The sequence below is a fragment of the Streptomyces sp. NPDC059785 genome, from assembly GCF_042732375.1.
GTDB lineage: Bacteria > Actinomycetota > Actinomycetes > Streptomycetales > Streptomycetaceae > Streptomyces.
In genome coordinates, this window is the sequence record NZ_JBHWHV010000002.1 from 168001 (window position 1) to 193584 (window position 25584).

Consider the following 25584-nt stretch of genomic DNA (forward strand, 5'->3'; position numbering starts at 1 on the left):
CGGGGCTGCCGGTCCGGTTACGGGTACCCCCGCCGGCCGGCCTTTCGGCCGCTGGTTCCGGTCAGGTCGTGCCCTCTCCATCGTCCTCCCCGCGCCCGTCATCGGGAATCCGGTATACCGCTCTTACTGTGATCGCACAGCGCGATAGACTCGTACGCATGTACGATCCCGCGCAGCTCCGCACCTTCCTGGCCGTGGCCCAGACGCTGAGCTTCACCCAGGCGGCCCGGCGGCTCGGGCTGCGCCAGTCGACGGTGAGCCAGCACGTGCGGCGGCTCGAGGACGCCGCCGGGCGGCAGTTCTTCGCACGGGACACCCACTCCGTGGAGCTGACGGAGGACGGCGAGGCCATGCTCGGTTTCGCGCGGCGGATCCTCGCGGTGCACGAGCAGGCGGCGGCGTTCTTCACCGGGACCCGGCTGCGCGGCCGGCTGCGGTTCGGGGCGTCGGAGGACTTCGTGCTGACCCGGCTGCCGGAGATCCTCGAAGGCTTCCGGCACGACCACCCCGAGGTGGACCTGGAGCTGACGGTCGAGCTGTCGGGCACGCTGCACGAGCGGCTGGCGGCGGGACGCCTTGACCTGGTGCTGGCCAAGCGCCGCCCGGAGGATCCGCGCGGCGAGCCGGTCTGGCACGACAGGCTCGTCTGGATCGGCGCCGAGCGGCTCCGCCTGGAACCGGACCGGCCGGTACCGCTGATCGTCTACCCGCCGCCGGGCATCAGCCGCGCCCTCGCGCTGGAGGCGCTGGAGCGCCAGGGCCGGCCGTGGCGCATCGCCTGCACCAGCGGCAGTCTCAACGGGCTGATCGCGGCGGCCCGCGCGGGCCTGGGCGTGATGGCCCACTCGCGGGGCCTGGTCCCTCCGGGGCTGTTCCGGATGCCGGAACGGGCGGGGCTGCCGGAGCTGGGCGAGGTCGACTTCGTGCTGGTGCACGGGCGGCGCGGCACGGCCGCCCAGGGTGCGGCGGACGCCCTGGCGGCGGCGATTCTGAGCGGCGGCGACCGGCTGCACCGGCAGTGACCAGCGCGTACAGATTCGGTGGAGATTACGGCACCGAAACTTACCGAACCGTAGGTAATCTGTCCGGCCCTTCCCGGTGTGGCCGCATTTCCCGGGCGCTCTCCCGGCCGACCCGTGTGTGTGAGGCCCCTGTGGGCCCTTTCGCACGCCTGACGCCCGGCCTCCCCGTGGGGTAGCTTTCACGGCGCTGTGCTGGGCGCCTCAAGGAGCGGGGATTGCGCGAGTTCACCAACCCTCCGTCGGCGTCGGCGCCGCCGGTGGGCGGTCTGGCCGACGTCGTCTTCGAACATGCCCGTCAGGACCCGCTGCGCGTGGCCCTCGGCCGCAAGGACGCCCAGGGGCAGTGGCGCGATGTGACCGCCGCGGAGTTCCGCGACGAGGTCCTCGCCCTGGCCAAGGGGATCCTCGCCCAGGGCATCAGGTTCGGCGACCGGGTCGCCATCATGTGCCGCACCCGTTACGAGTGGACGCTCTTCGACTTCGCGCTGTGGACGATCGGCGCGCAGGTGGTGCCGGTCTACCCGACGTCCTCGGCGGAGCAGGTCTTCTGGATGCTGCACGACGCCCAGGTGTCGGCGGTCATGGTGGAGCACGAGGACCACGCGATGACCATCGCCACGGTCGTCGACCGGCTGCCCCAGCTGCACCGGCTGTGGCAGCTGGACGTGGGCGCCGTGCAGGAGCTGTACGAGGCGGGCGCGCACCTCGACGACGAGGTGGTGCACCGGCACCGGCGCGCGGTCACCCCCGAGTCGGTCGCCACTGTCATCTACACCTCCGGCACCACGGGGCGTCCCAAGGGCTGTGTGATCTCCCACGCGAACCTCATGTGGGAGGCGGACACGGTCATCGAGCGCTACGAGCCGGTGTTCCACTCCAAGCGCGGCGACGAGGCGGCCACCCTGCTGTTCCTGCCGCTCGCGCACGTCTTCGGACGGATGGTGGAGGTCGCCGCGATCCGCGGCCGGGTGCGGTTCGGCCACCAGCCGCAGCTCAACGCCGCCGCGCTGCTGCCCGACCTCGCCGCCTTCCGGCCCACCTTCTTCCTCGCCGTGCCGTACATCTTCGAGAAGGTGTTCAACGCGGCCCGCCGCAAGGCCGAGAAGGAGGGCAGGGCGGGACCGTTCGAGAAGGCCGTCGACGTCGCCGTGCGCTACGCCGACGCGATCGAGGCCAGGGCCTGGGGCGTCGGTCCGGGCCCGTCGGCCGGGCTGCGCATGCAGCACCAGGTCTTCGACAAGCTCGTCTACGCCAAGGTGCGGGCGGCGATGGGCGGCCGGGTCAAGCACGCGATGTCGGGCGGCTCCGCGATGGACCGGCGGCTCGGGCTGTTCTTCGCGGGCGCGGGCGTCACCATCTACGAGGGGTACGGCCTCACCGAGTCGACGGCGGCGGCGACCGCCAACCCGCCGGAGCGCACCCGCTTCGGCACCGTCGGGCAGGCCATCCCCGGCACCACCGTGCACATCGCGGACGACGGCGAGATCTGGCTGAACGGCGGCAACGTCTTCCAGGGCTACCTCAACGACCCCAAGTCCACGGACGCGGCCCTGCACGACGGCTGGCTCGCCACCGGCGACCTCGGCTCCCTCGACGAGGACGGCTTCCTCACGATCACCGGGCGCAAGAAGGAGATCCTGGTGACCTCCGGCGGCAAGAGCGTCTCGCCGGGGATCCTGGAGGAGCGGGTGCGCGACCACCCGCTGATCGCCCAGTGCATCGTCGTCGGCAACGACCGGCCCTACATCGCCGCGCTCGTCACTCTCGACGGGGAGGCCGTCGAGCACTGGCTCCAGATGCGCGGCAAGCCGCGGATGACCCCGGCCGAGCTGGTGCGCGACGCCGATCTGGAGACCGAGGTGCGGCGCGCGGTGGTCGCCGCGAACACGCTGGTCTCCCAGGCCGAGTCGATCCGCACCTTCCGGATCCTGGCCCACCAGTTCACCGAGGAGCACGGGCTCCTGACGCCGTCGCTGAAGCTGAAGCGGAAGGCGATCGAGAACGCCTACGCCAAAGAGGTCGAGGCGCTGTACCGCGCCTGATCCCGGGCCGCGCGCAGCCGCGGTCACGCCCCGCTCACGCCCCGGACCCAGGCGTGCGGAATCGGCCAATCTGCCGTCCCCGGCGACGTTCCGCGGGCAATTCGCCGGTCAGGAATGCACCACGGGCCGTGATCGTTGACGATGGGAGCACCACCCGACGACTGAAGGATCGAGAGCTCGTGAGCAAGGTTCCCCCGATCATCCTGAACAACGGCGCAGAGATGCCGCAGCTGGGCTTCGGTGTCTGGCAGGTCCCGGACGACGAGGCGGAGCGGACCGTCACCGCGGCGTTCGAGGCCGGCTACCGCAGCATCGACACCGCCGCGATCTACGGCAACGAGGAGGGCACCGGCAAGGCGATCGCCGCGTCCGGCATCCCCCGTTCGGACCTCTTCGTCACCACCAAGCTCTGGAACGGCGACCAGGGGTACGACTCGACCCTGCGCGCCTTCGACACCTCCATGGAGAAGCTGGGCCTCGACTACCTGGACCTGTACCTGATCCACTGGCCGATGCCGGCCCGGGGCACGTACATCGACACGTACAAGGCGTTCGAGAAGCTGCTCGCGGACGGGCGTGTGCGGTCCATCGGCGTCTCGAACTTCCTGCCCGAGCACCTGGACAAGCTGATCGAGGCGACGTCGGTGATCCCGGCCGTCAACCAGATCGAGCTGCACCCGCACCTCCAGCAGCGCGCGCTGCGGGAGTACCACGCGGAGCAGGGCATCGCCACGGAGGCGTGGTCCCCGCTCGGCCAGGGCAAGGGCCTGCTCGAGGTCCCGGCGATCGTGGCGATCGCGCAGAAGCACGACCGCACGCCCGCCCAGATCGTGCTGCGCTGGCACCTCCAGCTCGGCAACGTGGTGATCCCGAAGTCCGTGACGCCGTCCCGGATCAAGGAGAACTTCGACGTCTTCGGCTTCGAGCTGGACGCCGAGGACATGGCGGCGATCAGCGCGCTGAACGAGGACCGGCGGCTGGGCGACGACCCGGCGGACGTCAACTAGCGGCGCCGCGTCCCGACGCACAGGAGCGGGCGTCCCGGTTCACCCCGGGGCGCCCGCTCCTCGTTCCACGCGCTCTAGGCGTCCTTGACCGCCACGTACACGGTGTTCGCCAGCAGCAGGAACAGGTCGGGGCGTTGGTGGACGCTCGCCTTGTCGTCCGGGTCGAGGAGCCGGTCGAGGGTGGCGAGGTCGTCGGCGTCGAGGCCGTCGGCGAGTCCCTCGCGGCGGCGGGTCAGGGAGCCGACGACGAAGGACCGCGCCTCGGGGGTCAGCGGGGCGGGCAGGTCGAGCAGGAAGGTGCGGGTCGCGGTGGGCCTCAGGCCCACGGAGGCCAGCAGGGCGGGCCAGTCCTCGGTCTCCGTGACCGCGCCGGGCAGCCCGTCGCGCATCCGCGCGAACCACTCCTCGTGCACCGCGTCCATCCGGGATTGCAGGCCCGGCCGGCCGAAGCCGATGTCGCGCGGCAGGAAGCGGGTGGGCAGTCCGCCCTCCAGGAGGGCGAGGGTCCCGCCGGGGGCCAGGGCGCGGGCGAAGCCGGCGAGCGCGGCCCGCTGGTCGCCCACGTGGTGCAGCGACTTGCTGGCCCACAGCAGGTCGGCCGGGTAGGACAGGTCGCCGAGGCCGTCGGACAGCTCGGCCTCCAGGGTGCTGAAGCGGTCGGCCAGCCCGAGCCGTGCCGCCCGCTCCGCGGCACGGTCGAGCAGCGGCCGCACCCCGTCCACGGCGACCGTGCGGGCGCCTGGGAAGGCACCGGCGAGCAGGCAGGAGACGACGCCGGGGCCGCTGCCCGCGTCAACGATCAGCTCCGGTTCCGGCCGGGTCCGCCGCAGCCAGTCGGCCGCCTCGGCGTACATCGGCGAGAACAGCTCGGCCTCCAGCTCCAGCAGCGGGAGCATCTCGGCGAAGTCGACCTCCGTGTGGTCGTGCCGGTGGAGCCGGCCGTGCTGGTGACCGGGGCCGTGCTGGTGATCGTGGCCGTGTGGCATGGGTCCGCGCCTTCCGTTCGGATGCTGACAGCGTGCGGCATCACTCGCGGAAACGGCCACTCCTGTTGCGTGAACGGCAAATTCCGGGCGGCGGCCCCTGCCCCCTCGTGGAGGGGCAGGGGCCGCCTGTGCGGGGTGGTCAGAGCGCCGGGTAGGCGTTCGCCATGAGCTGCTGGAACTGTGCGGAGAACCAGTGTCCGGACAGCGGCGCGTTCGCCAGTGCCCCGGACATGTTGTTGCCGTTGCGCGCGTTGCCCGTGTACGTCGGGTCGCACATCCGGTCGAAGCCCTTGCCCTCGTCGTTGCTGATGGCCGTGCTGGAGCCGTCGGACTCACCCGGGGGCTTCATCCAGACGTAGGCGTCGATACCGGTCGCCGGGGACGCCTGCGGACGCTCGCCGAGACCCGCACCGGACTGGTTGCACCAGTTGCCGACGTGGATGCGGCGGTCGTAGCGGCCGCCGTCGACGTAGGTGTCCACGGTGGTCGTGGCGCCGGGTCCGGAGGGCCGTGCGCTGCCGCCCCAGCCGTTGCGGGAGGTGTCGATCAGCATGCCGATGCCGGAGTTGAAGCCCGCGGAGACCAGCTGGGTGCGGAACGCCTGGGCGTACGACAGCTCGTCCACGTAGCGGTTCCAGTCGACCCACTTGGACTGGCGCACGGAGGTGCCGTTCACCGAGTCGTTGATGGTGAAGTTGTTCTCCTTCAGGGCGCTGTAGTTCGCCGTGTTGGTGATGAAGCCGTGCACGTCGGCGACGGTCGCGCCCTCGGCGTTGGCGGCCTGCGCGAACAGGGTGGCCGACGGGGCGAAGTTGTCGTCCCAGCCGAGCCAGCCGTGGTGACCGGCGTCGATGTAGTTGTAGACGTTCGGAATCGCGCCCAGCTTGTGCAGCGCGTAGCCGACGCCCTTCACGTAGTTGCCGTTGGCGAGCATCGTGTCGCACGCGGCCGTGGCGGTGGCCCGGCTGCCGGTGTTGGTGACCAGGTTCGGCAGCGAGTCGATCTCGATGGTGGTGACAATGCGCAGGCCCGCGTACTTGGAGTCGGCCAGGATCGCCGCGATCGGGTCGATGAACTCGCTCTTGTAGCGGTCGATCTCCGTCGGGCCGAGCTCGCCGTTGGAGGCGAGGGCCGCGCAGTCACGTCCCGGCAGGTCGTAGACGACGAGCTGGACGACCTCTTCGCCGCTGCCCTTCTGGGCGAGCGCCGCGTCGAGGTGGTCGCGCAGGCCCATGCCGCTGCCCACGCCCTCGATCGCCGCGATCCGGTCCAGCCACACGCCGGTGGGCTGGTTGGAGATGCGGCTGCCGCCGGTCTCCGCGGCGGCCTTCGCCGACCATTCGGGGTTCACGTACACCTTGGCGCCGGAGTACGGGTTGTCGACCCGGGCGGTGGTGCCGGGGTCCTCCGGGTCCGTGGTGCCGCCGCCGTCGTCCACGTTGCAGACCACGCCGTCCAGCGTGAACGTGGTGGGCGCCGCGTTGGTCCCGCTGTAGGTGGCGTTGAACCCGAAGCTGGTCGAACCGCCGCTCGCCAGCGTGCCGTTGTAGCTCTCGTTGGCGGCGGTGACCGCGGTGCCGCTCTGGCTGAGCTTGGCGTTCCAGCCGGAGCTGATCTTCTGGTTGCCGGCGTAGGACCACTTCAGCGACCAGGAGCTCTTCGCGGTCGAGTTGTTGGTGACGGTGACGGCGGCCGTGAAGCCGGTGTCCCACTGGTTCTGCACCTTGTAGTCGACGGTGCACGGGACGGCGGCCACGCCGAGGTCCGGCGGGATGGCCGCGGCTGCGGTGCCCGTGCCCCCTGCGAGCAGGGCGAGCGCCGCGAACAGTGCTGTTCTGGTACGCCTCATGTGCGGGTTTCCTATCCGTTGGTTCCGTTGGTTCCGTTCCGTTGGTTCCGTTGGTGCCGTTGGTTCCGTTCGCTGGTTCAGCCGGTGGTGTCGAGGGTGAGCAGGTGGTCGCGGAGCCCGGCGCCGTACGACGTCGGGGTGCCGCTGTAGTCGGAGATCAGGGACGGTCCCGAGGAGCAGTCCCAGGTGTTCCAGGTCCAGCCGAGGTAGGAGAGCCCGCGCGCGTCGAACCAGTCCATGACCTGGTCCACGAAGGAGTGCGCGCAGGTGTTCTCGCCGATCTCGCCCGCCACGAGCGGGACCTGGGCTGCGACCGGGGCGAGCTGGGAGTTCCAGCAGCTCTCATTGGCACAGGTGTTGAAGTTGTACACGTGGTACGCGGCGGCGAGATTGCCCGCCGGATCGGCCGGCCTGTACGTCAGCCACTGGCTGAGGTCGTTGGAGTACGCGATGCCGCCGGCCAGGATCAGGTTCCGCGCGCCGGTGGAGCGCACCGCGTCCACGAGGTCCTGCATGCCGGCCACCTCGTAGCCGATGCCGGGGCAGGTGCCGCCGTCCCGCCAGCACTGCCACGCCTGGGTGGCCGTGGAAGTGGCGCGGTCCGGGTAGGGCTCGTTGAACAGGTCGAACACCACGGCCGCGTCGCCCTTGAAGGTGCTGGCGACCGACGTCCAGAACGACGGGGTGTACTGCGCGTCCGGCATCGGTTTCTGGCAGCTCGCGTGCACGTCCGAGCAGCCCGCGGAGTTCCCGGTGTACTGCCCGTAGGACCAGTGGAGTTCGACCACCGGCGTCATGCCGTGCGCCTCCACCCGCGCGACCAGGTCCTTGATCGCGGAGATGTAGTCGGCGCCGCCGTACTCCGCCTTGATGTTGGACAGGCCGAGCCAGCACTCCTCGTTCAGCGGGATGCGGACGGTGTTCGCCTTCCAGTCGGCGATCGCCTCGATGGCGGCGTCGTCCACCGGTCCGTCGAAGATTCCGTAGCCCTGCACGCACATGAACTCGCCGCCGGAGCGGTTGACGCCGAGCATGCGGCGGGTGGCGCCGCTCGCGTCGACGAGCCTGTTCCCGGACACGCTGAGCGCGGGCGGCTCACCCGTGGCCGGAGGGTCGCTCGGCGAGGGCGAGGGCGTGGGCGACGGGGAGGGGTCCTCAGCGTCCACGTTGCAGGCCGTGCCGTTGAGCCTGAAGCCCGTCGGTACGGCGTTGCTCCCCGACCACGAGGCGATGAAGCCGGCGCTGACGCTCGCTCCGGAGGCCAGCGGGCCGTTCCAGTTCTCGTTGGCCGCGGTGACGGTGGTGCCGGACTGGGACCACTTGGCGTTCCAGCCCTGGGTGAGCTTCTGGCCGCCGGCGAAGTCGAAGACGAGGCTCCAGCTGTTCACCGCCGCCGTGTTGTTGGTGACCTGCACGGCACCCTGGAAGCCGCTGTCCCACTGGCTGGTGACGGAGTACTCCACCGTGCACGCGGGTGCGGCTCCTGAAGCCGTGACGACCGGCGCTATCGCGGTGCCGATGAGGGCGACCGCGGCGCCGACCGTTAAGAAATATGCCGAACGCGGGGGGTGTCGCATGAGCGACTCCTTGCAGCTCGGGCACGCCGTGTCCGGCGCGTCGACTGAACGGAATCGCTCCCACTGGTGCCGATGAAGCTAGCGCCAAGTCACGGTAAAGAACAGACGAGTAACAGAGTTGATCTATCGAATCATTTCGACTCTTCGAGCACCTTGACCCCTCAGACCCCCCTCATCAATATGGGAGCGCTCCCACTGGTTCAAGGCTTGTTGCTCCTCCCCCATCTCCGAGCCGCAAGGAGGAACCAGCACATGCACCCCCGGCCAAGACGCCGCACCGTGCGGCGATTATGGACAGCCGTGGTGGCGGCGCTCGCACTGCCGCTGACCACGCTGGCGACCGGCACGACGTCCGCTCAGGCGGCGGCCGTCCAGTGCAGCGTCGACTACAAGACCAACGACTGGGGTTCCGGTTTCACCGCGGACCTGACGATCACCAACCGCGGCACGGAGGCCATCAGCGGCTGGACCCTGACGTACGCGTACACGGGCAACCAGACCCTCAGCAACGGCTGGAACGGCACCTGGTCGCAGTCCGGCAAGACGGTCACCGCGAAGAACGTGTCGTGGAACGGGACGATCGCCGCCGGGGCCGCGGTCACCACCGGGGCGCAGTTCACCTACAGCGGCACCAACACCGCGCCCGCCTCGTACGCCGTGAACGGCACCACCTGCACCGGTGCGCACCAGCCGCCGGTCACCGTGCTGACCAGCCCCGCCGCGGGCGCCGTCTACTCCCAGGGCGACGCGGTCCCGCTGGCGGCGACGGCCGCGGCGGCGGACGGCGCGACGATCAGCAAGGTCGAGTTCTACGACGACACGACGCTGCTCGGCACCGACACCAGCTCGCCCTACTCGTACTCGGCCTCTGGCTTGACCGTGGGCAGTCATTCGCTGGTGGCGAAGGCGTACGACAGCCTGGGCGCCTCGGCCGACTCCACCCCGGTCGGCATCACGGTCGCCTCGGGCCCCGCCGTGGTGGCGAGCCCCTCGCAGCTCGGCGTCCAGCAGGGCAAGACCGGCACCTTCGGCGTGAAGCTGTCGACCCAGCCGAGCGCGAACGTCACGGTCTCCGTCGCCCGTACGGCGGGCAACACGGGCCTGTCCGTCACCGGCGGCTCGTCGCTCACGTTCACCCCGTCGAACTGGAACACGGCGCAACAGGTGACCGTCACCGCGGCCGCCTCGGGCACGGGTTCGGCCACCTTCACGGCCTCGGCGAACGGCCATGCCGCCGCCACGGTCACGGTGACCCAGCTGGCCGCGTCGACGGAGTACGACGCCCGCTTCCTGGAGCTCTACGGGAAGATCACCGACCCGGCGAACGGCTACTTCTCCCCCGAGGGTGTGCCGTACCACTCGGTCGAGACGCTGATCGTCGAGGCCCCCGACCAGGGGCACGAGACAACGTCGGAGGCGTACAGCTATCTGCTGTGGCTCCAGGCCATGTACGGGAAGGTCACCGGCGACTGGTCCAAGTTCAACGCCGCGTGGACGACCATGGAGACGTACATGATCCCCACGCACGCCGACCAGCCGACGAACTCCTTCTACACCGCCTCGAAACCGGCCACCTACGCGCCCGAGTACGACACCCCGAACCAGTACCCGGCCGCGCTGGACCCGTCCGTCTCCGTCGGCTCCGACCCGATCGCGGCCGAGCTGAAGAGCGCCTACGGCACGGACGACGTGTACGGCATGCACTGGCTCCAGGACGTCGACAACGTCTACGGCTACGGCAACTCGCCCGGCAAGTGCGAGGCGGGCCCGACGGACACCGGCCCGTCCTACATCAACACCTTCCAGCGCGGCGCCCAGGAGTCCGTCTGGGAGACGGTCCCGCAGCCGACCTGTGACGCCTTCAAGTACGGCGGCACCAACGGCTACCTGGACCTGTTCACCGGCGACTCCTCGTACGCCAAGCAGTGGAAGTACACCGACGCGCCCGACGCCGACGCACGGGCCGTGCAGGCCGCCTACTGGGCCGACATCTGGGCCAAGGAGCAGGGCAAGGGCTCCGACGTCTCCGCGACCGTCGGCAAGGCGGCGAAGATGGGCGACTATCTGCGCTACGCCATGTACGACAAGTACTTCAAGAAGATCGGCAACTGCGTCGGTCCGTCCGCGTGCGCCGCGGGCACCGGCAAGGACGCCTCGCACTACCTGCTCTCCTGGTACTACGCCTGGGGCGGCGCCACCGACACCTCGGCGGGCTGGGCCTGGCGCATCGGCTCCAGCCACACCCACGGCGGCTACCAGAACCCGCTGGCCGCCTACGCGCTCAGCAGTTACGCCGACCTGAAGCCGAAGTCGGCGACCGGGCAGGCGGACTGGGCCACGTCGCTGACCCGGCAGATGGAGTTCTACCGCTGGCTCCAGTCCAACGAGGGCGCCATCGCGGGCGGCGCCACCAACAGCTGGGCGGGCCGCTACGCGACCCCGCCGAGCGGCACCCCGACCTTCTACGGCATGTACTACGACCAGCAGCCCGTGTACCACGACCCGCCGTCCAACCAGTGGTTCGGCTTCCAGGCGTGGTCCATGGAACGCGTCGCCGAGTACTACCAGCAGACGGGGAACGCCACCGCCAAGACGGTCCTCGACAAATGGGTCGACTGGGCGCTGTCCAAGACCACGATCAACCCGGACGGCACCTACCAGATCCCCTCCACGCTCCAGTGGTCCGGCGCCCCGGACACCTGGAACGCCTCCAGCCCCGGCGCCAACAGCTCGCTGCACGTCACCGTCGCCGACTACACCAACGACGTGGGCGTGGCGGCCGCGTACGCCAAGACCCTGACGTACTACGCCGACAAGTCCGGTGACACCGAGGCCGCGACCACGGCCAAGGCGCTCCTGGACGGCATGTGGGACAACTACCAGGACGACCTCGGCATCGCCGTCCCGGAGACCCGCGCCGACTACAACCGGTTCGACGACACCGTGTACGTCCCCAGCGGCTGGACCGGGAAGATGCCGAACGGCGACACCATCAACTCCTCGTCGACCTTCGCCTCGCTGAGGTCCTTCTACGAGGACGACCCGGCGTGGTCGAAGATCGAGAGCTATCTCGCGGGCGGCGCCGCGCCCTCGTTCACGTACCACCGGTTCTGGGCCCAGGCGGACATCGCACTCGCCATGGGCTCGTACGCGGAGCTCCTCGAATAGTCCCCGCTACAGCTCCGCGTACCGCGCCGGGCGGCCCCCACCCGCACGGGGGGCCGCCCGGCCTTGGGCTGTTGTGACGGCCCCCGCTTCCCCCACCTTTCCCGGAAAGGACCCCCCGTGCGAAGAACCCGCATCCTCACGGCCGTCCTGGCACTGGCCGCCGGCCTGCTCGCGGGCACCCCGCCCGCACTGGCCGCCTCCGCCCCGAAGACGACGCTCGCGGCGGACACGTACACCTGGAAGAACGCCCGGATCGACGGCGGCGGCTTCGTGCCCGGCATCGTCTTCAACCGCTCCGAGAAGAACCTCGCCTACGCCCGCACCGACATCGGCGGCGCCTACCGCTGGAACCAGTCGTCGAAGACCTGGACCCCGCTGCTCGACTCGGTCGGCTGGGCCGACTGGGGCCACACCGGCGTGGTCAGCCTGGCCTCGGACTCCGCCGACCCGAACAAGGTGTACGCGGCCGTCGGCACGTACACCAACAGCTGGGACCCGACGAACGGGGCCGTGCTGCGCTCCTCGGACCGGGGCGCGAGCTGGCAGAAGACGGACCTGCCGTTCAAGCTCGGCGGCAACATGCCCGGGCGCGGCATGGGCGAGCGCCTCGCCGTCGACCCGAACAAGAACAGCGTGCTGTATCTGGGGGCGCCCAGCGGCAAGGGGCTGTGGCGCTCGACCGACTCGGGTGCGAACTGGTCGCAGGTCACCAATTTCCCGAACGCCGGCAACTACGTGCAGGATCCGACCGACACGAGTGGTTACGCCAACGACAACCAAGGCATCGTCTGGGTCACCTTCGACGAGTCCACGGGTACGTCGGGGAGCGCGACCAGGACGGTGTACGTCGGGGTCGCCGACCTGAACAACTCGGTGTACCGGTCGACGGATGCCGGGGCCACGTGGGAACGGGTCGCCGGGCAGCCGACCGGGTATCTCGCGCACAAGGGTGTACTGGACGCCAAGAACGGCTATCTGTACCTCGCCTACAGCGACAAGGGCGGACCCTACGACGGCGGCAAGGGGCAGCTCTGGCGTTACGCGACCGCCACCGGGACCTGGACGGACATCAGCCCCGTCGCCGAGGCCGACACCTACTACGGCTTCAGCGGGCTGACCGTGGACCGGCAGCATCCGGGCACGGTGATGGCGACCGCGTACAGCTCCTGGTGGCCGGACACCCAGATCTTCCGGACCACCGACAGTGGTGGCAGTTGGACGAAGGCTTGGGATTACACCTCTTATCCCAATCGGTCCAACCGTTTCACCATGGACGTCTCCTCCTCGCCCTGGCTGACCTGGGGCGCCAATCCATCGCCGCCGGAACAGACGCCGAAGCTGGGGTGGATGACCGAGGCGCTGGAGATCGATCCCTTCGACTCGGCCCGGATGATGTACGGGACGGGCGCGACGGTCTATGGCACCGAGAATCTGACCAACTGGGACAGCGGGAGTCAGTTCACCATCAAGCCTATGGTGCAGGGGCTGGAGGAGACGGCGGTCAATGACCTGGCCGCTCCGCCGTCCGGCGGCGCGCAGTTGTTCAGTGCGCTCGGTGACATCGGCGGGTTCCGGCACACGGACCTCACCAAGGTGCCGTCCATGATGTACACCTCGCCGAACTTCACCTCCACGACCAGTCTCGACTTCGCCGAGACCAATCCGAACACGGTGGTACGGGTCGGCAATCTCGACTCCGGGCCGCATGTGGCGTTCTCGACCGACAACGGCGCCAACTGGTTCGCGGGCACCGACCCGTCGGGGGTCAGTGGTGGGGGCACGGTCGCAGCGGCCTCGGACGGCAGCCGCTTCGTGTGGAGTCCGGCGGGCACGGGTGTGCAGTACACGACCGGGTTCGGGTCGTCGTGGGCCGCGTCCAGCGGGATACCCGCCGGTGCGGTCGTGGAGTCGGACCGGGTGGACGCCAAGACCTTCTACGGGTTCGCGGCCGGGAAGTTCTACGTCAGTTCGGACGGCGGCGCCACGTTCACGGCTTCGGCGGCCAGTGGTCTGCCCAGTGGGGAGAGCGTCCGGTTCAAGGCGCTGCCCGGCACGAAGGGCGACATCTGGCTGGCCGGCGGGGCGAGCGACGGCGCGTACGGGCTGTGGCACTCCACCGACGGGGGCACAAGCTTCACCAAGCTCTCCAACGTCGAGCAGGCCGACACCATCGGCTTCGGCAAGGCGGCCACCGGCGCCTCGTACCAGACGCTCTTCACCAGCGCCAGGATCGGCGGGGTGCGCGGTATCTTCCGCTCCACCGACAAGGGCGCGAGCTGGACCCGCGTCAACGACGACGCCCACCAGTGGGGCTGGACCGGCGCGGCCATCACCGGCGATCCGCGGGTGTACGGGCGCGTGTACGTGTCGACCAATGGGCGCGGTGTCATCTACGGCGACACCTCCGACACCAGCGGAGGCGGGGACGGGGGTGGCGGCACGGATCCCACGCCGACGGGAGCCTGTGCGGTCACCTACAAGGTCACCAACCAGTGGTCGGGCGGGTTCCAGGCCGACGTGACGCTCGCCAATACCGGTGGCGCCGCCTGGAGCGGATGGTCGCTGGGCTGGTCCTTCGCCGACGGGCAGCAGATCAGCCAGCTGTGGAACGGCGACCTCAGCCAGTCGGGGGCCGCGGTGACGGTGAAGAACGTGAGCTGGAACGGGACGGTGGCGGCCGGGTCTTCGGTGAGCTTCGGGTTCACCGGGAGCTGGACGGGGGTCAACGGGAAGCCGTCGGCTTTCAAGTCGGGTGAGGAGAGTTGCACGGTGTCCTGACCGTGGCGAGAGAAGGGCGCGTGCCGTCTTGCGGCACGCGCCCTTCGTGTTGTCCTGGCTACGGCTTGTCCCGTCTACGGCGTGTACACCGTCGGCCTCGGTGCCGTCGCCATCTTGTTGCCCAGGAAGAAGCTGGGGTGCGGGGGCTGGTTGTAGGCCGTGTTCTGCCAGGCCAGGCCCGTGCGGTACATCGTGTCGTGCAGGAGCGTGGTGATCTTCGTGGTCGTTTCGTACGGGGTGCTGTAGATGCGCAGTGCCGTGTTGTTCGTCGTGGGCCAGACGACCTCCTCGCGCCAGTCGCCGAGGATGTCGCCGGACAGCGACGGGGTCGCCTTGGTGCTGTTGTTGGAGTGCACGTCCGAGCCGGTCAGCAGGCGGGTGTCCGACGAGGTGCCGTACTTGTCGATGTGGGTGCCGTCCAGGAGTTCGCGGACGGTGTCGCCGTCCCACCAGGACAGGAAGTTGACCGAGGACGGCTCACGGCCCTTGGTCGCCCCGGCCTCGTCGCGGATGTAGGTGTCGGAGGCCGACCAGACCTCCGCGCCGTCGTTGCCCGCGTAGATGTCGCCCGCGACGCCGCGGCCGTTGTCGCAGCAGGCGGCGAGCTGCCAGTTCACGGTGCCGTTCGCCGGGTTGATGTACAGCTCGGCGGGCTGGCTGGTGCCCTCGGAGACCTTGAAGTACTCGAGGCCCGTGTGCGACGGGTCCAGGTCGCCGAGGTGCTGTGCGTCGCCGTGGCCCGTCTTGGTGGTCCACAGGCCGTTGCCGTTGTCGTCGACCGCCATCGCGCCGTAGACGATCTCGTCCTTGCCGTCGCTGTCGACGTCGCCGACGGAGAGGCTGTGCGAGCCCTGGCCGTCGTACCCCTTGCCCGTGTTGGTCGAGGAGTTGGTGTCGAAGGTCCAGCGGCGGGTGAAGGCGCCGCCCCGCCAGTCCCAGGCCGCGATGACCGTACGGGTGTAGTAGCCGCGGGCCTCGATCAGGGAGGGGCGGGCGCCGTCCAGGTAGGCCGTGCCCGCGAGGAAGCGGTCGACGCGGTTGCCGTAGGAGTCGCCCCAGGAGGAGACGGTGCCGCGCGCCGGTACGTAGTCCACGCTGCCCATGGCCTTGCCGGTCTGGCCGTTGAACATGGTCAGGTACTCGGGTCCGGACAGGACGTAACCGCTGGAGTTGCGGTAGTCGGCCGAGGAGCTGCCGATCACCGCGCCCGTGCCGTCGACGGTGCCGTCCGCGGTCTTCATGGCGACCTCGGCCTTGCCGTCACCGTCGTAGTCGTACGCCTGGAACTGGGTGTAGTGCGCGCCTGAGCGGATGTTCTTGCCCAGGTCGATGCGCCAGAGCCGGGTGCCGTCGAGTTTGATGCCGTCGACGATCGTGTTTCCGGTGTAGCCCGACTGGGAGTTGTCCTTGGCGTTGGTGGGCTGCCACTTGAGGACGAAGTCGAGCGCGCCGTCGCCGTCGAGGTCGGCGATCGAGGCGTCGTTGGCCTCGTAGGTGTAGGCGACGCCGTCCGGGGTGGTGCCGCCGGAGGGGGCGGAGATCGGTACGTCCTTGTAGCCGGCTCTGAACTGGATGGCGTGCTCGGAGTCCGCCTGTTCCACGCCGTTCACGATCGCGCGGACCGTGTAGTCGGCGGAGTTCGGGGCGCCGGAGTGGAAGTAGTTCGTGGAGCCGGTGATCGGCGAGGAGTTGACCAGCGTGCCGGCCCGGTAGACGTTGAACGACACGTCGTTCGGGTCGGTGCCGAGCCAGCGCCAGCTGATCAGGTTGCCGCTGCCGGTGTAGACGCTGACCAGGCCGCGGTCGAGCTTCTCGACCTGCCGGGCGGTCGCGGCCTCGGCCGGGGTCGCGGTGAGGGCGGTGAGGCCCGCGGCGGCGAGGGCGGCGGCCGCGGCTACGGAGAGGGCGGCCCGGACGGGGCCGTTCCTGCGTCTGCGGTGACTGTGCGGGTGGGGGTGCTGCACGGTGACCTCCTGGGAGGACGGACGGGTTCCGTCCTCCCAGTCGCCGCCCGGGGCGGGCGGGTTGCCGCTCGGGGAAAGCGTTTTCTGGCGGGTGCGGGCCGGGTTCGCCGGGTGCCTCGGCACGGTGGTGGATCGGGGCCGTGCGTACGCGGCTGCGGGTGGTGGGGGCCGTGGTCAGCTCGCTCCGTGTGCGCGGGCCAGTTCCGCCACTCGGTGGGCCAGTTCGAAGTCGCGTTCCGTTACGGTGCCGCCCGCGCTGTGCGTGTTCACCGAGAGGGACACGGAGTTGTAGCCGAGCGTGAGGTCCGAGTGGTGGTCGAGGTCGTCCTGCACCTGGGCGATGTGCATGACCAGCGCGGCCGCCGCGAAGTGTGAGCCGAGGCGGTAGGAGACGGTGATCCGGTCTCCCTCCAGTGACCAGCCGGGCAGTTCCGCCAGCCGGTCCTCGATGTCCTTCTGCGACAGCGGCTCGACGGGCATGGGACCGTCCTCTCCAGGCAGGGGGTACGCGCGGTGGTCCCACCTTGCCACAGGGTGCGGAGGGGGGCGGGTCAGCTGCGTGCGCACTCACTGGCGAAGTCGTCCGCCAGTACCGTGATCTCCGCGCGGGCCTCGGTGAGTGCCAGCCACTCCTGCGGCAGTCCGTGGTCTCCGTGGCGGGCGCCCAGGAGGTTGCCGCAGATCGCGCCGGTGGAGTCGCTGTCGCCCGAGTGGTTCACGGACAGCAGCAGCGCCTCGGCGACCGAGGGCGCGGCCAGGGCGCTGTACACCGCTATGGCGAGCGCTTCCTCGGCGGTCCAGCCCGCTCCGAGACCTTCCAGCTTCTCCGGGGTCGGGTCGCCCTCGGCGGCCAGGTCCAGTGCTCGGTGCAGGGCCGTCGTGGTCTCGTCGTGGCCGGGGTGGCGGGCCAGCAGCCGCAATGCCCGGAGTGCGGCGCTCTCCAGGGACTCGCCTGCTATGAGGTGGACGATCATCGCCGCCAGTGCGCCTGCGGCGTAGTAGCCGGTCGGGTGGCCGTGCGTTGTCTGGGCGCATTGGGCAGCGAGGGTGAAGGCTCGGGTTCCGGTGGTGCGGGTCAGGCCGAAGGGGGCCGAGCGCATGACCGTGCCGCAGCCCTTGGAGTTCGGGTTGACCGGGCCCGGGCGGCCCAGGGCGGACGACGGGTCGGGCACGTGGTTCTGCTGGAGGCCGGAGAGGCAGGCGTTGCCCGGGGCGCGGCGGGCGTACAGCCAGGGCTGTGCGGCGAGTCCGCTGTGGACATCCGCGGCGGGGCCGGTCCTGGTCCGGGTGTCGAGCCAGCGTCCGTAGGCCGCGCGGACCAGTTGGGGCGCGGCGCCGCCGATGCCCTTGCGGCGTTCGCGTGCGTGGGCCTGCGTGAGCGCCTCCACCGTGAACAGGGTCATCTGGGTGTCGTCGCTGACGCGTCCCACGGCGTTCTGGCCGTCCGGCACCAGGCCCGTGACGCCCCTGGGCCCGTGTTCGGCGCGCAGCCGGCCCAGGGAGTGGAACTCGACCGGGTAGCCGAGGGCGTCCCCGACCGCCCCGCCGAGCAGACAGCCTCGTACCCGGGCCCGGTAGGCCGCCTCGGCCTCCCAGGACAGCCGTCCGCTCCACATGTCGTTCACATACCTTTCCGCTTCTCGGCTACCGTCCTGTTCATGACCAGTGTCGCTTCCGGGGGCGTCGCCCCGTCCACCGCCCCCGGCGTCGGCCCTCTGTTGCGGGGGTGGCGTGAGCGGCGGCGGGTCAGTCAGCTCGATCTGGCGTTGCGCGCGGGGTCCTCGGCCCGGCACATCAGCTTCGTGGAGACCGGCCGGGCCCGGCCCAGCGAGGAGATGGTGCTGCGGCTCGCCGAGCACCTCGACGTGCCCGTCCGCGAACGCAATGCCCTGCTGCTGGCCGCCGGATTCGCGCCCCGGTTCCGGGAGACACCGCTCGGCGATCCTTCGCTGGACGGTGTCCGCCAGGGACTCGAGCGGCTGCTCCAGGGGTACGAGCCCTACCCGGCGCTCGTGGTCGACGCCGCCTACGACGTGGTGGCCGCCAACCAAGGCATCGGCATGCTGATGGAGGGGGTCTCGGAGACTCTGCTCACTCCCCCGCTCAACGCCATGCGGCTCACCCTCCATCCGGAGGGGCTGGCGCCGCGCATCCGCAATCTGCGGGCCTGGCGCGGGCATCTGCTCGATCAGATGGAGCGGCAGATCGCTCTGCACCGCTCGGCGCCGCTGCGTGCTCTGTACGAGGAGGTGGCCGCCTATCCGGTGCCGGACGGGCCGGAGGAGGAAACGGCCGGGTCCGTCGTGCACTTCGCGCTGCCGATGGTCATCGAGCACGACGGCCGGATCCTGTCGTTCGTGTCGTCGATCGCCACCTTCAACACCCCGATGGATGTGACGGTCGCGGAGCTGGCCGTCGAGACCTTTCTTCCGGCGGATCCGGCGACCGCGAAGTACCTGCTCATGAGGGTGGCATGAGTCGCTCCAGTGGCCTGCGGGGCCGGTGTGCGGCGGCCGGATTCGTGAGGCCGGATCCTGAACATGGCACACTGCACGGGGACTTCGGCGCTCGGGGAGGCGTGGCGTGAGTGAACGGCGGCCCGCGCCGACGGTGGGGCAGGTGGTGCTCGGCCGGCGGCTGCAGGAACTGCGGGAGGGTGCCGGGCTGAGGCGGGAGGAGGCCGCGCGCGTCCTGCACGTGGCCGCGGCGACCGTCCGGCGGATGGAGATGGCCGAGGTCGCCCTCAAAATCCCGTACGTGCAGATGCTGCTGCGCACCTACTCCGTGCCCGAGGACGAGGCGGCGGCCTTCGTCGCGCTGGCCGAGGAGGCGAACCGGCCGGGGTGGTGGCAGCGGTTCCAGGACGTGCTGCCGGACTGGTTCAGCATGCACATCAGCCTGGAGGGCGCCGCCAGCATCATCCGGTCCTACGAGCCGCACTTCGTGCCCGGTCTGCTCCAGACCGAGGACTACGCGCGTGCGGTCCTCGAGGCCGGTACGGTCGGCGAGGCGGGCCCCGAGAACATCGAGCGGCACGTGTCGCTGCGCATGGCCCGGCAGAAGCTGCTCAGCCGCGAACGCCCGCCGCACTTCTGGGTGATGATGGACGAGACCGTGCTCGCCCGCCCCGTGAGCATCCACGGCGAGGTGATGCGCGACCAGATCGACCGGCTGCTCGAAGCGTCCGAGGAGCGCAACATCACCCTCCAGATCGCCGAGTTCGCCGACGGCCCGCACCCGGGCACGTACACCTCGTTCACGCTGTTCCGGTTCGCGGAGCCGGAGCTGCCCGACATGGTCTACAGCGAGTACCTGACCGGCGCCCTCTATCTGGACGCGCGGCCCGAGGTCTCCCTGCACCTGGAGGTGCTGGACCACATGTCGGCGCGGGCCGCCACCGCGGAGCGGACCAGGGATCTGTTACGGGAGTACCGCGAGCGGTTCTGAGCCGCTAGCCCTCCGGCTTCCCCTTCTCCTTCTCCTCGTCCACGATCTCCGCGTCCACCACCCCCTCGTCGTCCCCGTCGCTCCGCTCGGCGTCCGGCTGCCTCGGGGGCTGTTGCTGGGCCTGGGCGTACATGGCCTGGCCCATGCGCTGGCTGACCGAGGCCAGCTTCTCCACGCCGGCCCGCAGGGCGGCGGTGTCCGCCTCCTCCGCCAGCAGGTTCTTCAGCTCCGTGGCCGCCGACTCGACCTCGGTACGGGTCTCGGACGGCACCCGCTCCTCGTTCTCGCGGAGGAACTTCTCGGTCTGGTAGACGAGTTGCTCGGCCTGGTTGCGGGTCTCGGCGGCCTCGCGGCGTTTGCGGTCCTCGTCGGCGTACTGCTCGGCCTCGCGCATCATGCGGTCGATGTCGTCCTTGGGCAGCGCGGAGCCGCCCGTGACGGTCATCTTCTGCTCGCGCCCTGTGGCGAGGTCCTTGGCCGAGACATGCATGATCCCGTTGGCGTCGATGTCGAACGCCACCTCGATCTGCGGCACGCCGCGCGGCGCGGGCGGCAGTCCGGTGAGGTCGAAGACGCCGAGCTTCTTGTTGTACGCGGCGATGTCGCGTTCGCCCTGGAAGACCTGGATGCCGACCGACGGCTGGTTGTCGGTGGCCGTGGTGAAGATCTCCGAACGCCGGGTGGGGATGGTCGTGTTGCGCTCGATCAGCTTGGTCATGATGCCGCCCTTGGTCTCGATGCCCAGGGACAGCGGGGTGACGTCGAGGAGCAGCACGTCCTTGACGTCGCCGCGGATGACACCGGCCTGGAGGGCGGCGCCGACCGCCACGACCTCGTCGGGGTTGACGCCCTTGTGCGGGTCCTTGCCGGTCAGTTCCTTCACCAGGTCGGTCACCGCGGGCATCCGGGTGGAGCCGCCGACCAGGATGACGTGGTCGACCTCGGACAGCTTGACGCCCGCGTCCTTGACGGCCTGGTGGAAGGGGGTCTTGCAGCGGTCGAGCAGATCGGCGGTGAGCTCCTGGAACTGGGCGCGCGTCAGCTTCTCGTCCAGGTGGAGGGGGCCCTCGGCGGAGGCGGTGATGTAGGGCAGGTTGACCGTCGTCTCGGAGGAGCTGGACAGCTCGATCTTGGCCTTCTCGGCGCCCTCGCGCAGCCGTTGCAGCGCCATCTTGTCGTTGCCGAGGTCGATGCCGTACGCGCCCTTGAACCGTTTGACGAGGTGGTCGACGATCCGCTGGTCCCAGTCGTCGCCGCCGAGCCGGGTGTCGCCGTTGGTGGCCTTGACCTCGATGACGCCGTCACCGATCTCCAGGAGCGACACGTCGAAGGTGCCGCCGCCGAGGTCGAAGACGAGGACGGTCTGTTCCTCGCCGCGGTCGAGGCCGTAGGCGAGCGCGGCGGCGGTCGGCTCGTTGATGATCCGCAGCACCTTCAGGCCCGCGATCTCGCCCGCCTCCTTGGTGGCCTGGCGCTGGGCGTCGTCGAAGTAGGCGGGGACGGTGATCACGGCGTCCGTGACGTCCTCGCCGAGGTAGGACTCCGCGTCCCGCTTGAGTTTTTGCAGCACCCGGGCCGAGAGTTCCTGGGCGGTGTAGCGGGTGCCGTCCACCGAACCCTTCGCGGGGAAGCGCCAGTCGGTCTCGCCCATGTGCCGCTTGACCGAGCGCGCGGTGCGCTCGACGTTCGTCACGGCCTGGCGCTTGGCCACCTCGCCGACCAGGACCTCGCCGTTCTTGGCGAACGCCACCACGGACGGCGTGGTGCGCGCGCCCTCGGCGTTGGCGACGACGGTGGGGTCACCGCCTTCCAGGACGGCCACCACCGAGTTCGTCGTACCGAGATCGATCCCCACCGCACGTGCCATGTCCCTCCCCTTCCGACCCTTCCGACCTGTCCGACCCTTCCGGCCTTCCATCCGGAACTGCCCGGACTCCAGCACAAAACTTGAGTGCCGTCTTGTCAATGGGCCGATTCGGCTGCCGGGTGCGGACAAGCGGGTGCCGCGCCCTCCGGGGAGGACGCGGCACCTGGGCGTACGAGCGTTCCGTACGGGTGGAGCGACGCGGAGCGGCGTGGGTCAGGCCAGCTTCGCCGACAGCGTGATGTTCGTGCCGGACAGCGCCTGGCTCACCGGGCAGTTCTTCTTGGCGTCCTCCGCGGCGGCGGCGAAGCCCTCCTCGTCCAGGCCCGGCACCGTGCCCTCGACGGTGAGGTGGATGCCGGTGATGCCCTCGCCCGGCTGGAAGGTGACGTCCGCCGAGGTGACGAGCTTGGTGGGCGGCGTGCCCGCGCCGGCCAGGCCGTGCGAGAGCGCCATGGAGAAGCAGCTCGAGTGGGCGGCGGCGATCAGCTCCTCGGGGCTGGTCCTGCCATTGGCCTGCTCGGCGCGCGACGGCCACGACACGGGCTGCTCGCCGATGCCGGAGGAGTCGAAGGTGACGACACCGTTGCCCTCGAGCAGGTTGCCTTCCCAGACGGTGTGTGCGGAGCGCGTGGTAGCCACGGTTGTTCCTTTCAGGGTGGCCCCGTTGCCGGGGTGTTGGTGTGCGGGACCATCCGATCACATCCCCGCTCAGCTCACCCGGAAGACCGGCCCGCGTGCGGTGAACGGCAGTCGCGCGCCCTGCGGGATCAGGTACGCGTGCTCGCGCCGCACCCGCAGCACGTCGCACTGCCCGTCGGTGATGACCAGGACGGGCGCGTCCGGCGGGAAGTCGTCGGCCCGGCGCAGCAGATCGATCCCGGGCTGGAGGACCGTACCGCCGCGCCCGTGCACCCGGACGCGGCCCGCGATCTCCGTCACCGGGAGGTAGCCCGCGTCGTACGGGGCCGCGTCACAGAAGACGACGCGGGCGGCCGGTACGTCCCGGGCCCCGGCGTAGGAGGCGATGGCGCCGAGCGCCTTGCCCAGCAGGGTGCTGCTCATCGAGCCGGAGGTGTCGAGGACGACGCCGAAGGTGCAGCGGGCGATCTCCTCGGGCGGGAAGTAACGTCCGGCGCGCGGGATGCCGGGGGTGGCGGCCTGGCGGCGGGCGGGGCGGGCGTAGCTGCGGACGGGCTCGGGGCGCGGCACGTACTCGTCGAACCAGCGGGCGAGACGGGCGTCCCAGGGCAGCGGCGGGTGGCTGAGCGCCCGGATCTCCTGCACCAGGCCGCCCGGCAGGAAGCCGCGGTCCTGCTGCTGGTGCAGGTCCAGGCCGTGGGCGAGGCCGCGGCGGAAGAACTCGTCGAGGTCGACGTAGTCGCGCGGCGGGCCGAGCGGGGCGCCGAGGATGTCGCGCGCGCCCTTGCCGCGCAGGGTGGCGAGCCGGCGGATCCGGCGCCCGTCGCGGACGATCCGGTCGTACACCTCCTCGGCGGACAGGTCCTTGAACCGCGGTTCGTACAGCAGCCCGTGGGGCATCGTGCCGATCCGCATCTCGTGCAGCCAGCCGTTGACGACGTAGTCGCAGGCGACGTTGAACAGGTGCGGGTCCCGGCCGCCGCAGCGGTCGCCGTGGCGCAGCGCGGCGTGCAGCATCTCGTGGGCGAGTACGAACCGCCATTCCTCGTCGCCGAGCTGCTGGAGCGGGTTGAGGTAGATCTCGCCCGCGTCCGCGTCGACGGCGGCGACCTGGATGCCGTGCGCGCGGGCCAGTTCGGCGTCGGCGACGAGGGTGATCCCGGCCGCGATCCCGCCGAGCAGCGGGTACGAGGAGACGAACCAGCTCAGCGCCCGCTCCCAGGGGCGCAGCCGGGTGGGGCCGCCGGTCATCGCGTCGCGCCGGCCGCCGGCCAGGTCGAGCGCGGTGGACATGGTGCCGGTCAGGGCCGTCGCGAAGGCGAGCTGCCAGTCCGGGGGCCGGCCGTTCCAGCCGTTCCACGGCGTCAGGAGCTGGTCGGGCTCGGTCCCCGCCGTACCGCAGTGCTCGTACGCGGCCGGGATGCCGTCCTGGCGCCAGCGGGCGGCGAGCTGCTCCTCGTCGCCGTCCGGGTAGGCGGCGGGCAGGTCGTCGGGCGGGCGGCCGACCGGGAAGGTGAGCAGGAAGCGGTTGACGACGGCGCAGCGGGCGGCGAGGTCGAAGCGGTCGGGCTGAACGCGCTCGCCGGCCGCGGCGGGGACGTGGCCGAAGCCGAGGTGGAGCAGGGCGTGGGCGAGGGCCCACGCCCACTCGGCGGGGTCGGCGCGGCGGGTGGGGTGCATGTGCACGTTGCCGTTGGAGGTGACGCGGACCAGGCCGCCGCGCGGCGCGAGCCGGCAGTCCTCCAGGCGGCAGCCCTCGTACTCGATCGCCGCGAGCGCCGGGTTGGCCTTCAGGATCCGCACCCCGGCCGCGCACGCCTCGGCGGCGGGGTCCTTGGGCTCCTTCTTGCCGGACTTCCGGCGCCCGCCGCTCACTTGCGCGCCTCCACCAGACGCGGCATGTCCCGGGCCGCCTCGACCAGGAACCAGGCGGGCAGCACCGGGTTGCCGTCGGGGTCGGAGGCGATGACGCTCTGGGCGACCTCGACGGATATCTCGGCGAGCTGCACGAGCAGCGACTTGGCGCGGTGAGCCTGCTGGCGGCTCTGCGCCGAGACGTGCTCGCGGTTGGCGGGCAGCTCCTTGACGAGGCGGCCGCGGAACGACTCGGCGAGGTAGTAGAGCAGGTCACGGTCGCGCGGGCGGTGCGGCCAGGAGGCGTCGCCCTTGATGATGGCCTCGATGCCGAAGCGGCTGCGCACGATCTTGACGTAGCCGCAGAAGGCGACCGCGTGCGCGGGGGTCAGGGTGCCGTGCGCGACGACCTTCAGGGTCTCCTCGTCGAGGTCCGTGCCGAAGGAGTGCAGGGCGTCGGAGAGCATGTGCCAGGAGCGCGGCGTGGAGAACGGCTCCTCGGTCTTCGGCGGCTTGGACCACAGGTGGTCGGGCCGGTCGGTGAGGTGGTCCAGGACCCACGGGTGGATGCCGTTCCCTGCGGCCCACACCAGCCAGTCCTTCGGGGACGCCTCCAGGTGTACGTGGGTGAGGCGGTTGACCAGCGCGGAGGCGATCGGGCGGGCCAGCGCGTTGTCCGTGGCGCGGTTGCCCGCGCCGATGACGATCGAGCCCTTGGGCAGCTCGTAGCTGCCGATGCGGCGGTCCAGGATCAGCGAGTAGAACGCCTTCTGCACGTCCGGCGTCGCCGCGTTCAGCTCGTCCAGGAACAGGCAGTACGGCTCGTCGCGGGCGATGGACTCCGGCGGGCAGAACACCGAGCGCCCGTCGCGGATCTGCGGGACGCCGATCAGGTCCTCGGGCGCGAGCTGCGTTCCCAGCAGGCTCACGCACTCGAGCCCCAGCGACTCGGCGAACTGCCGCACCAGGGACGACTTCCCGATCCCGGGCGCGCCCCAGACGAAGACCGGCCGCACGGTGGCGAGCCCGAGCAGCAGCTCGGGCACCCGGGCGGGAGTGACGGTGACGGCGGCCTGCACGCGAGGACTCCTTGTAAGGACGGTGAGGGTTCGACGGGGGACGCGCGGAGCGCGGTGACCGGCACGGACGTCCGGGCGTACGGACGTCCGGCACGGACAGTGTGGGCGGCGAGTGGCGTTCACCGCAGCCGATTTTCCCGGGACCGGGCCCTGGCGGCGGCCGTCGGGCTTCCCCGGGGCCGGGTCCCGGCGGCGACCGTCAGGCTTCCCCGGGCCGGGTCCCGGCGACGGCCGTCAGACTTTCCCGGGGCCGGGGCCTGGCGGCGGCCGTCGGGCTTCCCCGGGGCCGGGTCCCGGCGGCGACC

17 protein-coding genes are annotated in these 25584 nt (G+C 70.6%); 7 read left to right on the plus strand and 10 right to left on the minus strand.

What is annotated here, in order from left to right; all coding sequences use genetic code 11:
* The first annotated feature begins 158 nt into the window (after nucleotides 1-158).
* From ACFV6E_RS02185 to ACFV6E_RS02195, 3 genes are all read left to right on the plus strand, one after another.
* Nucleotides 159-1022 carry a LysR substrate-binding domain-containing protein gene (locus tag ACFV6E_RS02185; protein WP_385166610.1) on the plus strand — a complete coding sequence of 288 codons (864 nt, stop codon included), beginning with the start codon at nucleotides 159-161 and terminating at the stop codon, nucleotides 1020-1022.
* Nucleotides 1023-1237: 215 nt separating this feature from the next.
* The gene (locus ACFV6E_RS02190) at nucleotides 1238-3064 is read left to right on the plus strand and encodes an AMP-dependent synthetase/ligase (RefSeq protein ID WP_385458875.1); all 1827 of its coding nucleotides are present in this window, start codon (nucleotides 1238-1240) and stop codon (nucleotides 3062-3064) included.
* Nucleotides 3065-3285: 221 nt separating this feature from the next.
* Nucleotides 3286-4071 (plus strand): aldo/keto reductase, encoded by a 786-nt coding sequence (locus ACFV6E_RS02195; protein WP_385166617.1) that lies wholly within the window; start codon nucleotides 3286-3288, stop codon nucleotides 4069-4071.
* Between the two features lie 74 nt (nucleotides 4072-4145).
* Here ACFV6E_RS02195 and ACFV6E_RS02200 read toward each other — a convergent pair whose 3' ends face one another.
* The 3 genes from ACFV6E_RS02200 to ACFV6E_RS02210 form a co-directional block, all read right to left on the minus strand.
* Nucleotides 4146-5057, minus strand: a complete 912-nt coding sequence (locus ACFV6E_RS02200; RefSeq protein ID WP_385166613.1) for a class I SAM-dependent methyltransferase — start codon at nucleotides 5055-5057, stop codon at nucleotides 4146-4148.
* A gap of 139 nt (nucleotides 5058-5196) precedes the next feature.
* The gene (locus tag ACFV6E_RS02205) at nucleotides 5197-6906 is read right to left on the minus strand and encodes a glycoside hydrolase family 6 protein (protein WP_385173083.1); all 1710 of its coding nucleotides are present in this window, start codon (nucleotides 6904-6906) and stop codon (nucleotides 5197-5199) included.
* Between the two features lie 77 nt (nucleotides 6907-6983).
* Entirely contained in the window at nucleotides 6984-8483 is a 1500-nt protein-coding gene (locus ACFV6E_RS02210) for a cellulose binding domain-containing protein (RefSeq protein ID WP_385458877.1), read from the minus strand.
* A gap of 252 nt (nucleotides 8484-8735) precedes the next feature.
* Between ACFV6E_RS02210 and ACFV6E_RS02215 the strand changes: the two genes are divergently transcribed.
* Nucleotides 8736-11651: a glycoside hydrolase family 48 protein gene (locus ACFV6E_RS02215; RefSeq protein ID WP_385458879.1), complete on the plus strand. Its 2916-nt coding sequence runs from the start codon at nucleotides 8736-8738 to the stop codon at nucleotides 11649-11651.
* 117 nt (nucleotides 11652-11768) lie between these two features.
* Nucleotides 11769-14429 (plus strand): cellulose binding domain-containing protein, encoded by a 2661-nt coding sequence (locus tag ACFV6E_RS02220; RefSeq protein ID WP_385173092.1) that lies wholly within the window; start codon nucleotides 11769-11771, stop codon nucleotides 14427-14429.
* 74 nt (nucleotides 14430-14503) lie between these two features.
* Here the strand turns inward: ACFV6E_RS02220 and ACFV6E_RS02225 are convergent, their stop codons facing one another.
* The 3 genes from ACFV6E_RS02225 to ACFV6E_RS02235 all read right to left on the minus strand — a co-directional run bounded on the left by ACFV6E_RS02225 (nucleotide 14504) and on the right by ACFV6E_RS02235 (nucleotide 18009).
* Nucleotides 14504-16393: a rhamnogalacturonan lyase gene (locus tag ACFV6E_RS02225; protein WP_385173095.1), complete on the minus strand. Its 1890-nt coding sequence runs from the start codon at nucleotides 16391-16393 to the stop codon at nucleotides 14504-14506.
* A 174-nt stretch (nucleotides 16394-16567) separates the two neighbouring features.
* Entirely contained in the window at nucleotides 16568-16873 is a 306-nt protein-coding gene (locus ACFV6E_RS02230) for a 4a-hydroxytetrahydrobiopterin dehydratase (protein WP_385173098.1), read from the minus strand.
* A gap of 71 nt (nucleotides 16874-16944) precedes the next feature.
* A complete protein-coding gene (locus ACFV6E_RS02235) occupies nucleotides 16945-18009 on the minus strand; it encodes an ADP-ribosylglycohydrolase family protein (RefSeq protein WP_385458942.1) in 1065 nt (354 codons plus the stop codon).
* Nucleotides 18010-18051: 42 nt separating this feature from the next.
* Here ACFV6E_RS02235 and ACFV6E_RS02240 point away from each other — a divergent pair, with 42 nt between their 5' ends.
* Together ACFV6E_RS02240 and ACFV6E_RS02245 are read left to right on the plus strand one after the other, a co-directional pair.
* The gene (locus ACFV6E_RS02240) at nucleotides 18052-18870 is read left to right on the plus strand and encodes a helix-turn-helix domain-containing protein (RefSeq protein WP_385458881.1); all 819 of its coding nucleotides are present in this window, start codon (nucleotides 18052-18054) and stop codon (nucleotides 18868-18870) included.
* Between the two features lie 106 nt (nucleotides 18871-18976).
* On the plus strand, nucleotides 18977-19840 hold the full coding sequence (locus ACFV6E_RS02245) for a helix-turn-helix domain-containing protein (protein WP_385173104.1): 864 nt from the start codon (nucleotides 18977-18979) through the stop codon (nucleotides 19838-19840).
* Nucleotides 19841-19844: 4 nt separating this feature from the next.
* On the opposite strand, the gene dnaK is transcribed toward ACFV6E_RS02245, so the two are convergent.
* From dnaK to ACFV6E_RS02265, 4 genes are all read right to left on the minus strand, one after another.
* Nucleotides 19845-21707 (minus strand): molecular chaperone DnaK, encoded by a 1863-nt coding sequence (gene dnaK, locus ACFV6E_RS02250; protein ID WP_385173107.1) that lies wholly within the window; start codon nucleotides 21705-21707, stop codon nucleotides 19845-19847.
* A 213-nt stretch (nucleotides 21708-21920) separates the two neighbouring features.
* Nucleotides 21921-22346 (minus strand): OsmC family protein, encoded by a 426-nt coding sequence (locus ACFV6E_RS02255; RefSeq protein WP_385173109.1) that lies wholly within the window; start codon nucleotides 22344-22346, stop codon nucleotides 21921-21923.
* Between the two features lie 69 nt (nucleotides 22347-22415).
* On the minus strand, nucleotides 22416-24221 hold the full coding sequence (locus tag ACFV6E_RS02260) for a hypothetical protein (RefSeq protein WP_385458883.1): 1806 nt from the start codon (nucleotides 24219-24221) through the stop codon (nucleotides 22416-22418).
* Nucleotides 24218-25279, minus strand: a complete 1062-nt coding sequence (locus ACFV6E_RS02265) for an ATP-binding protein (RefSeq protein WP_385173112.1) — start codon at nucleotides 25277-25279, stop codon at nucleotides 24218-24220. The genes ACFV6E_RS02260 and ACFV6E_RS02265 overlap by 4 nt, the downstream gene beginning before the upstream one ends.
* Between the last annotated feature and the right edge of the window lie 305 nt (nucleotides 25280-25584).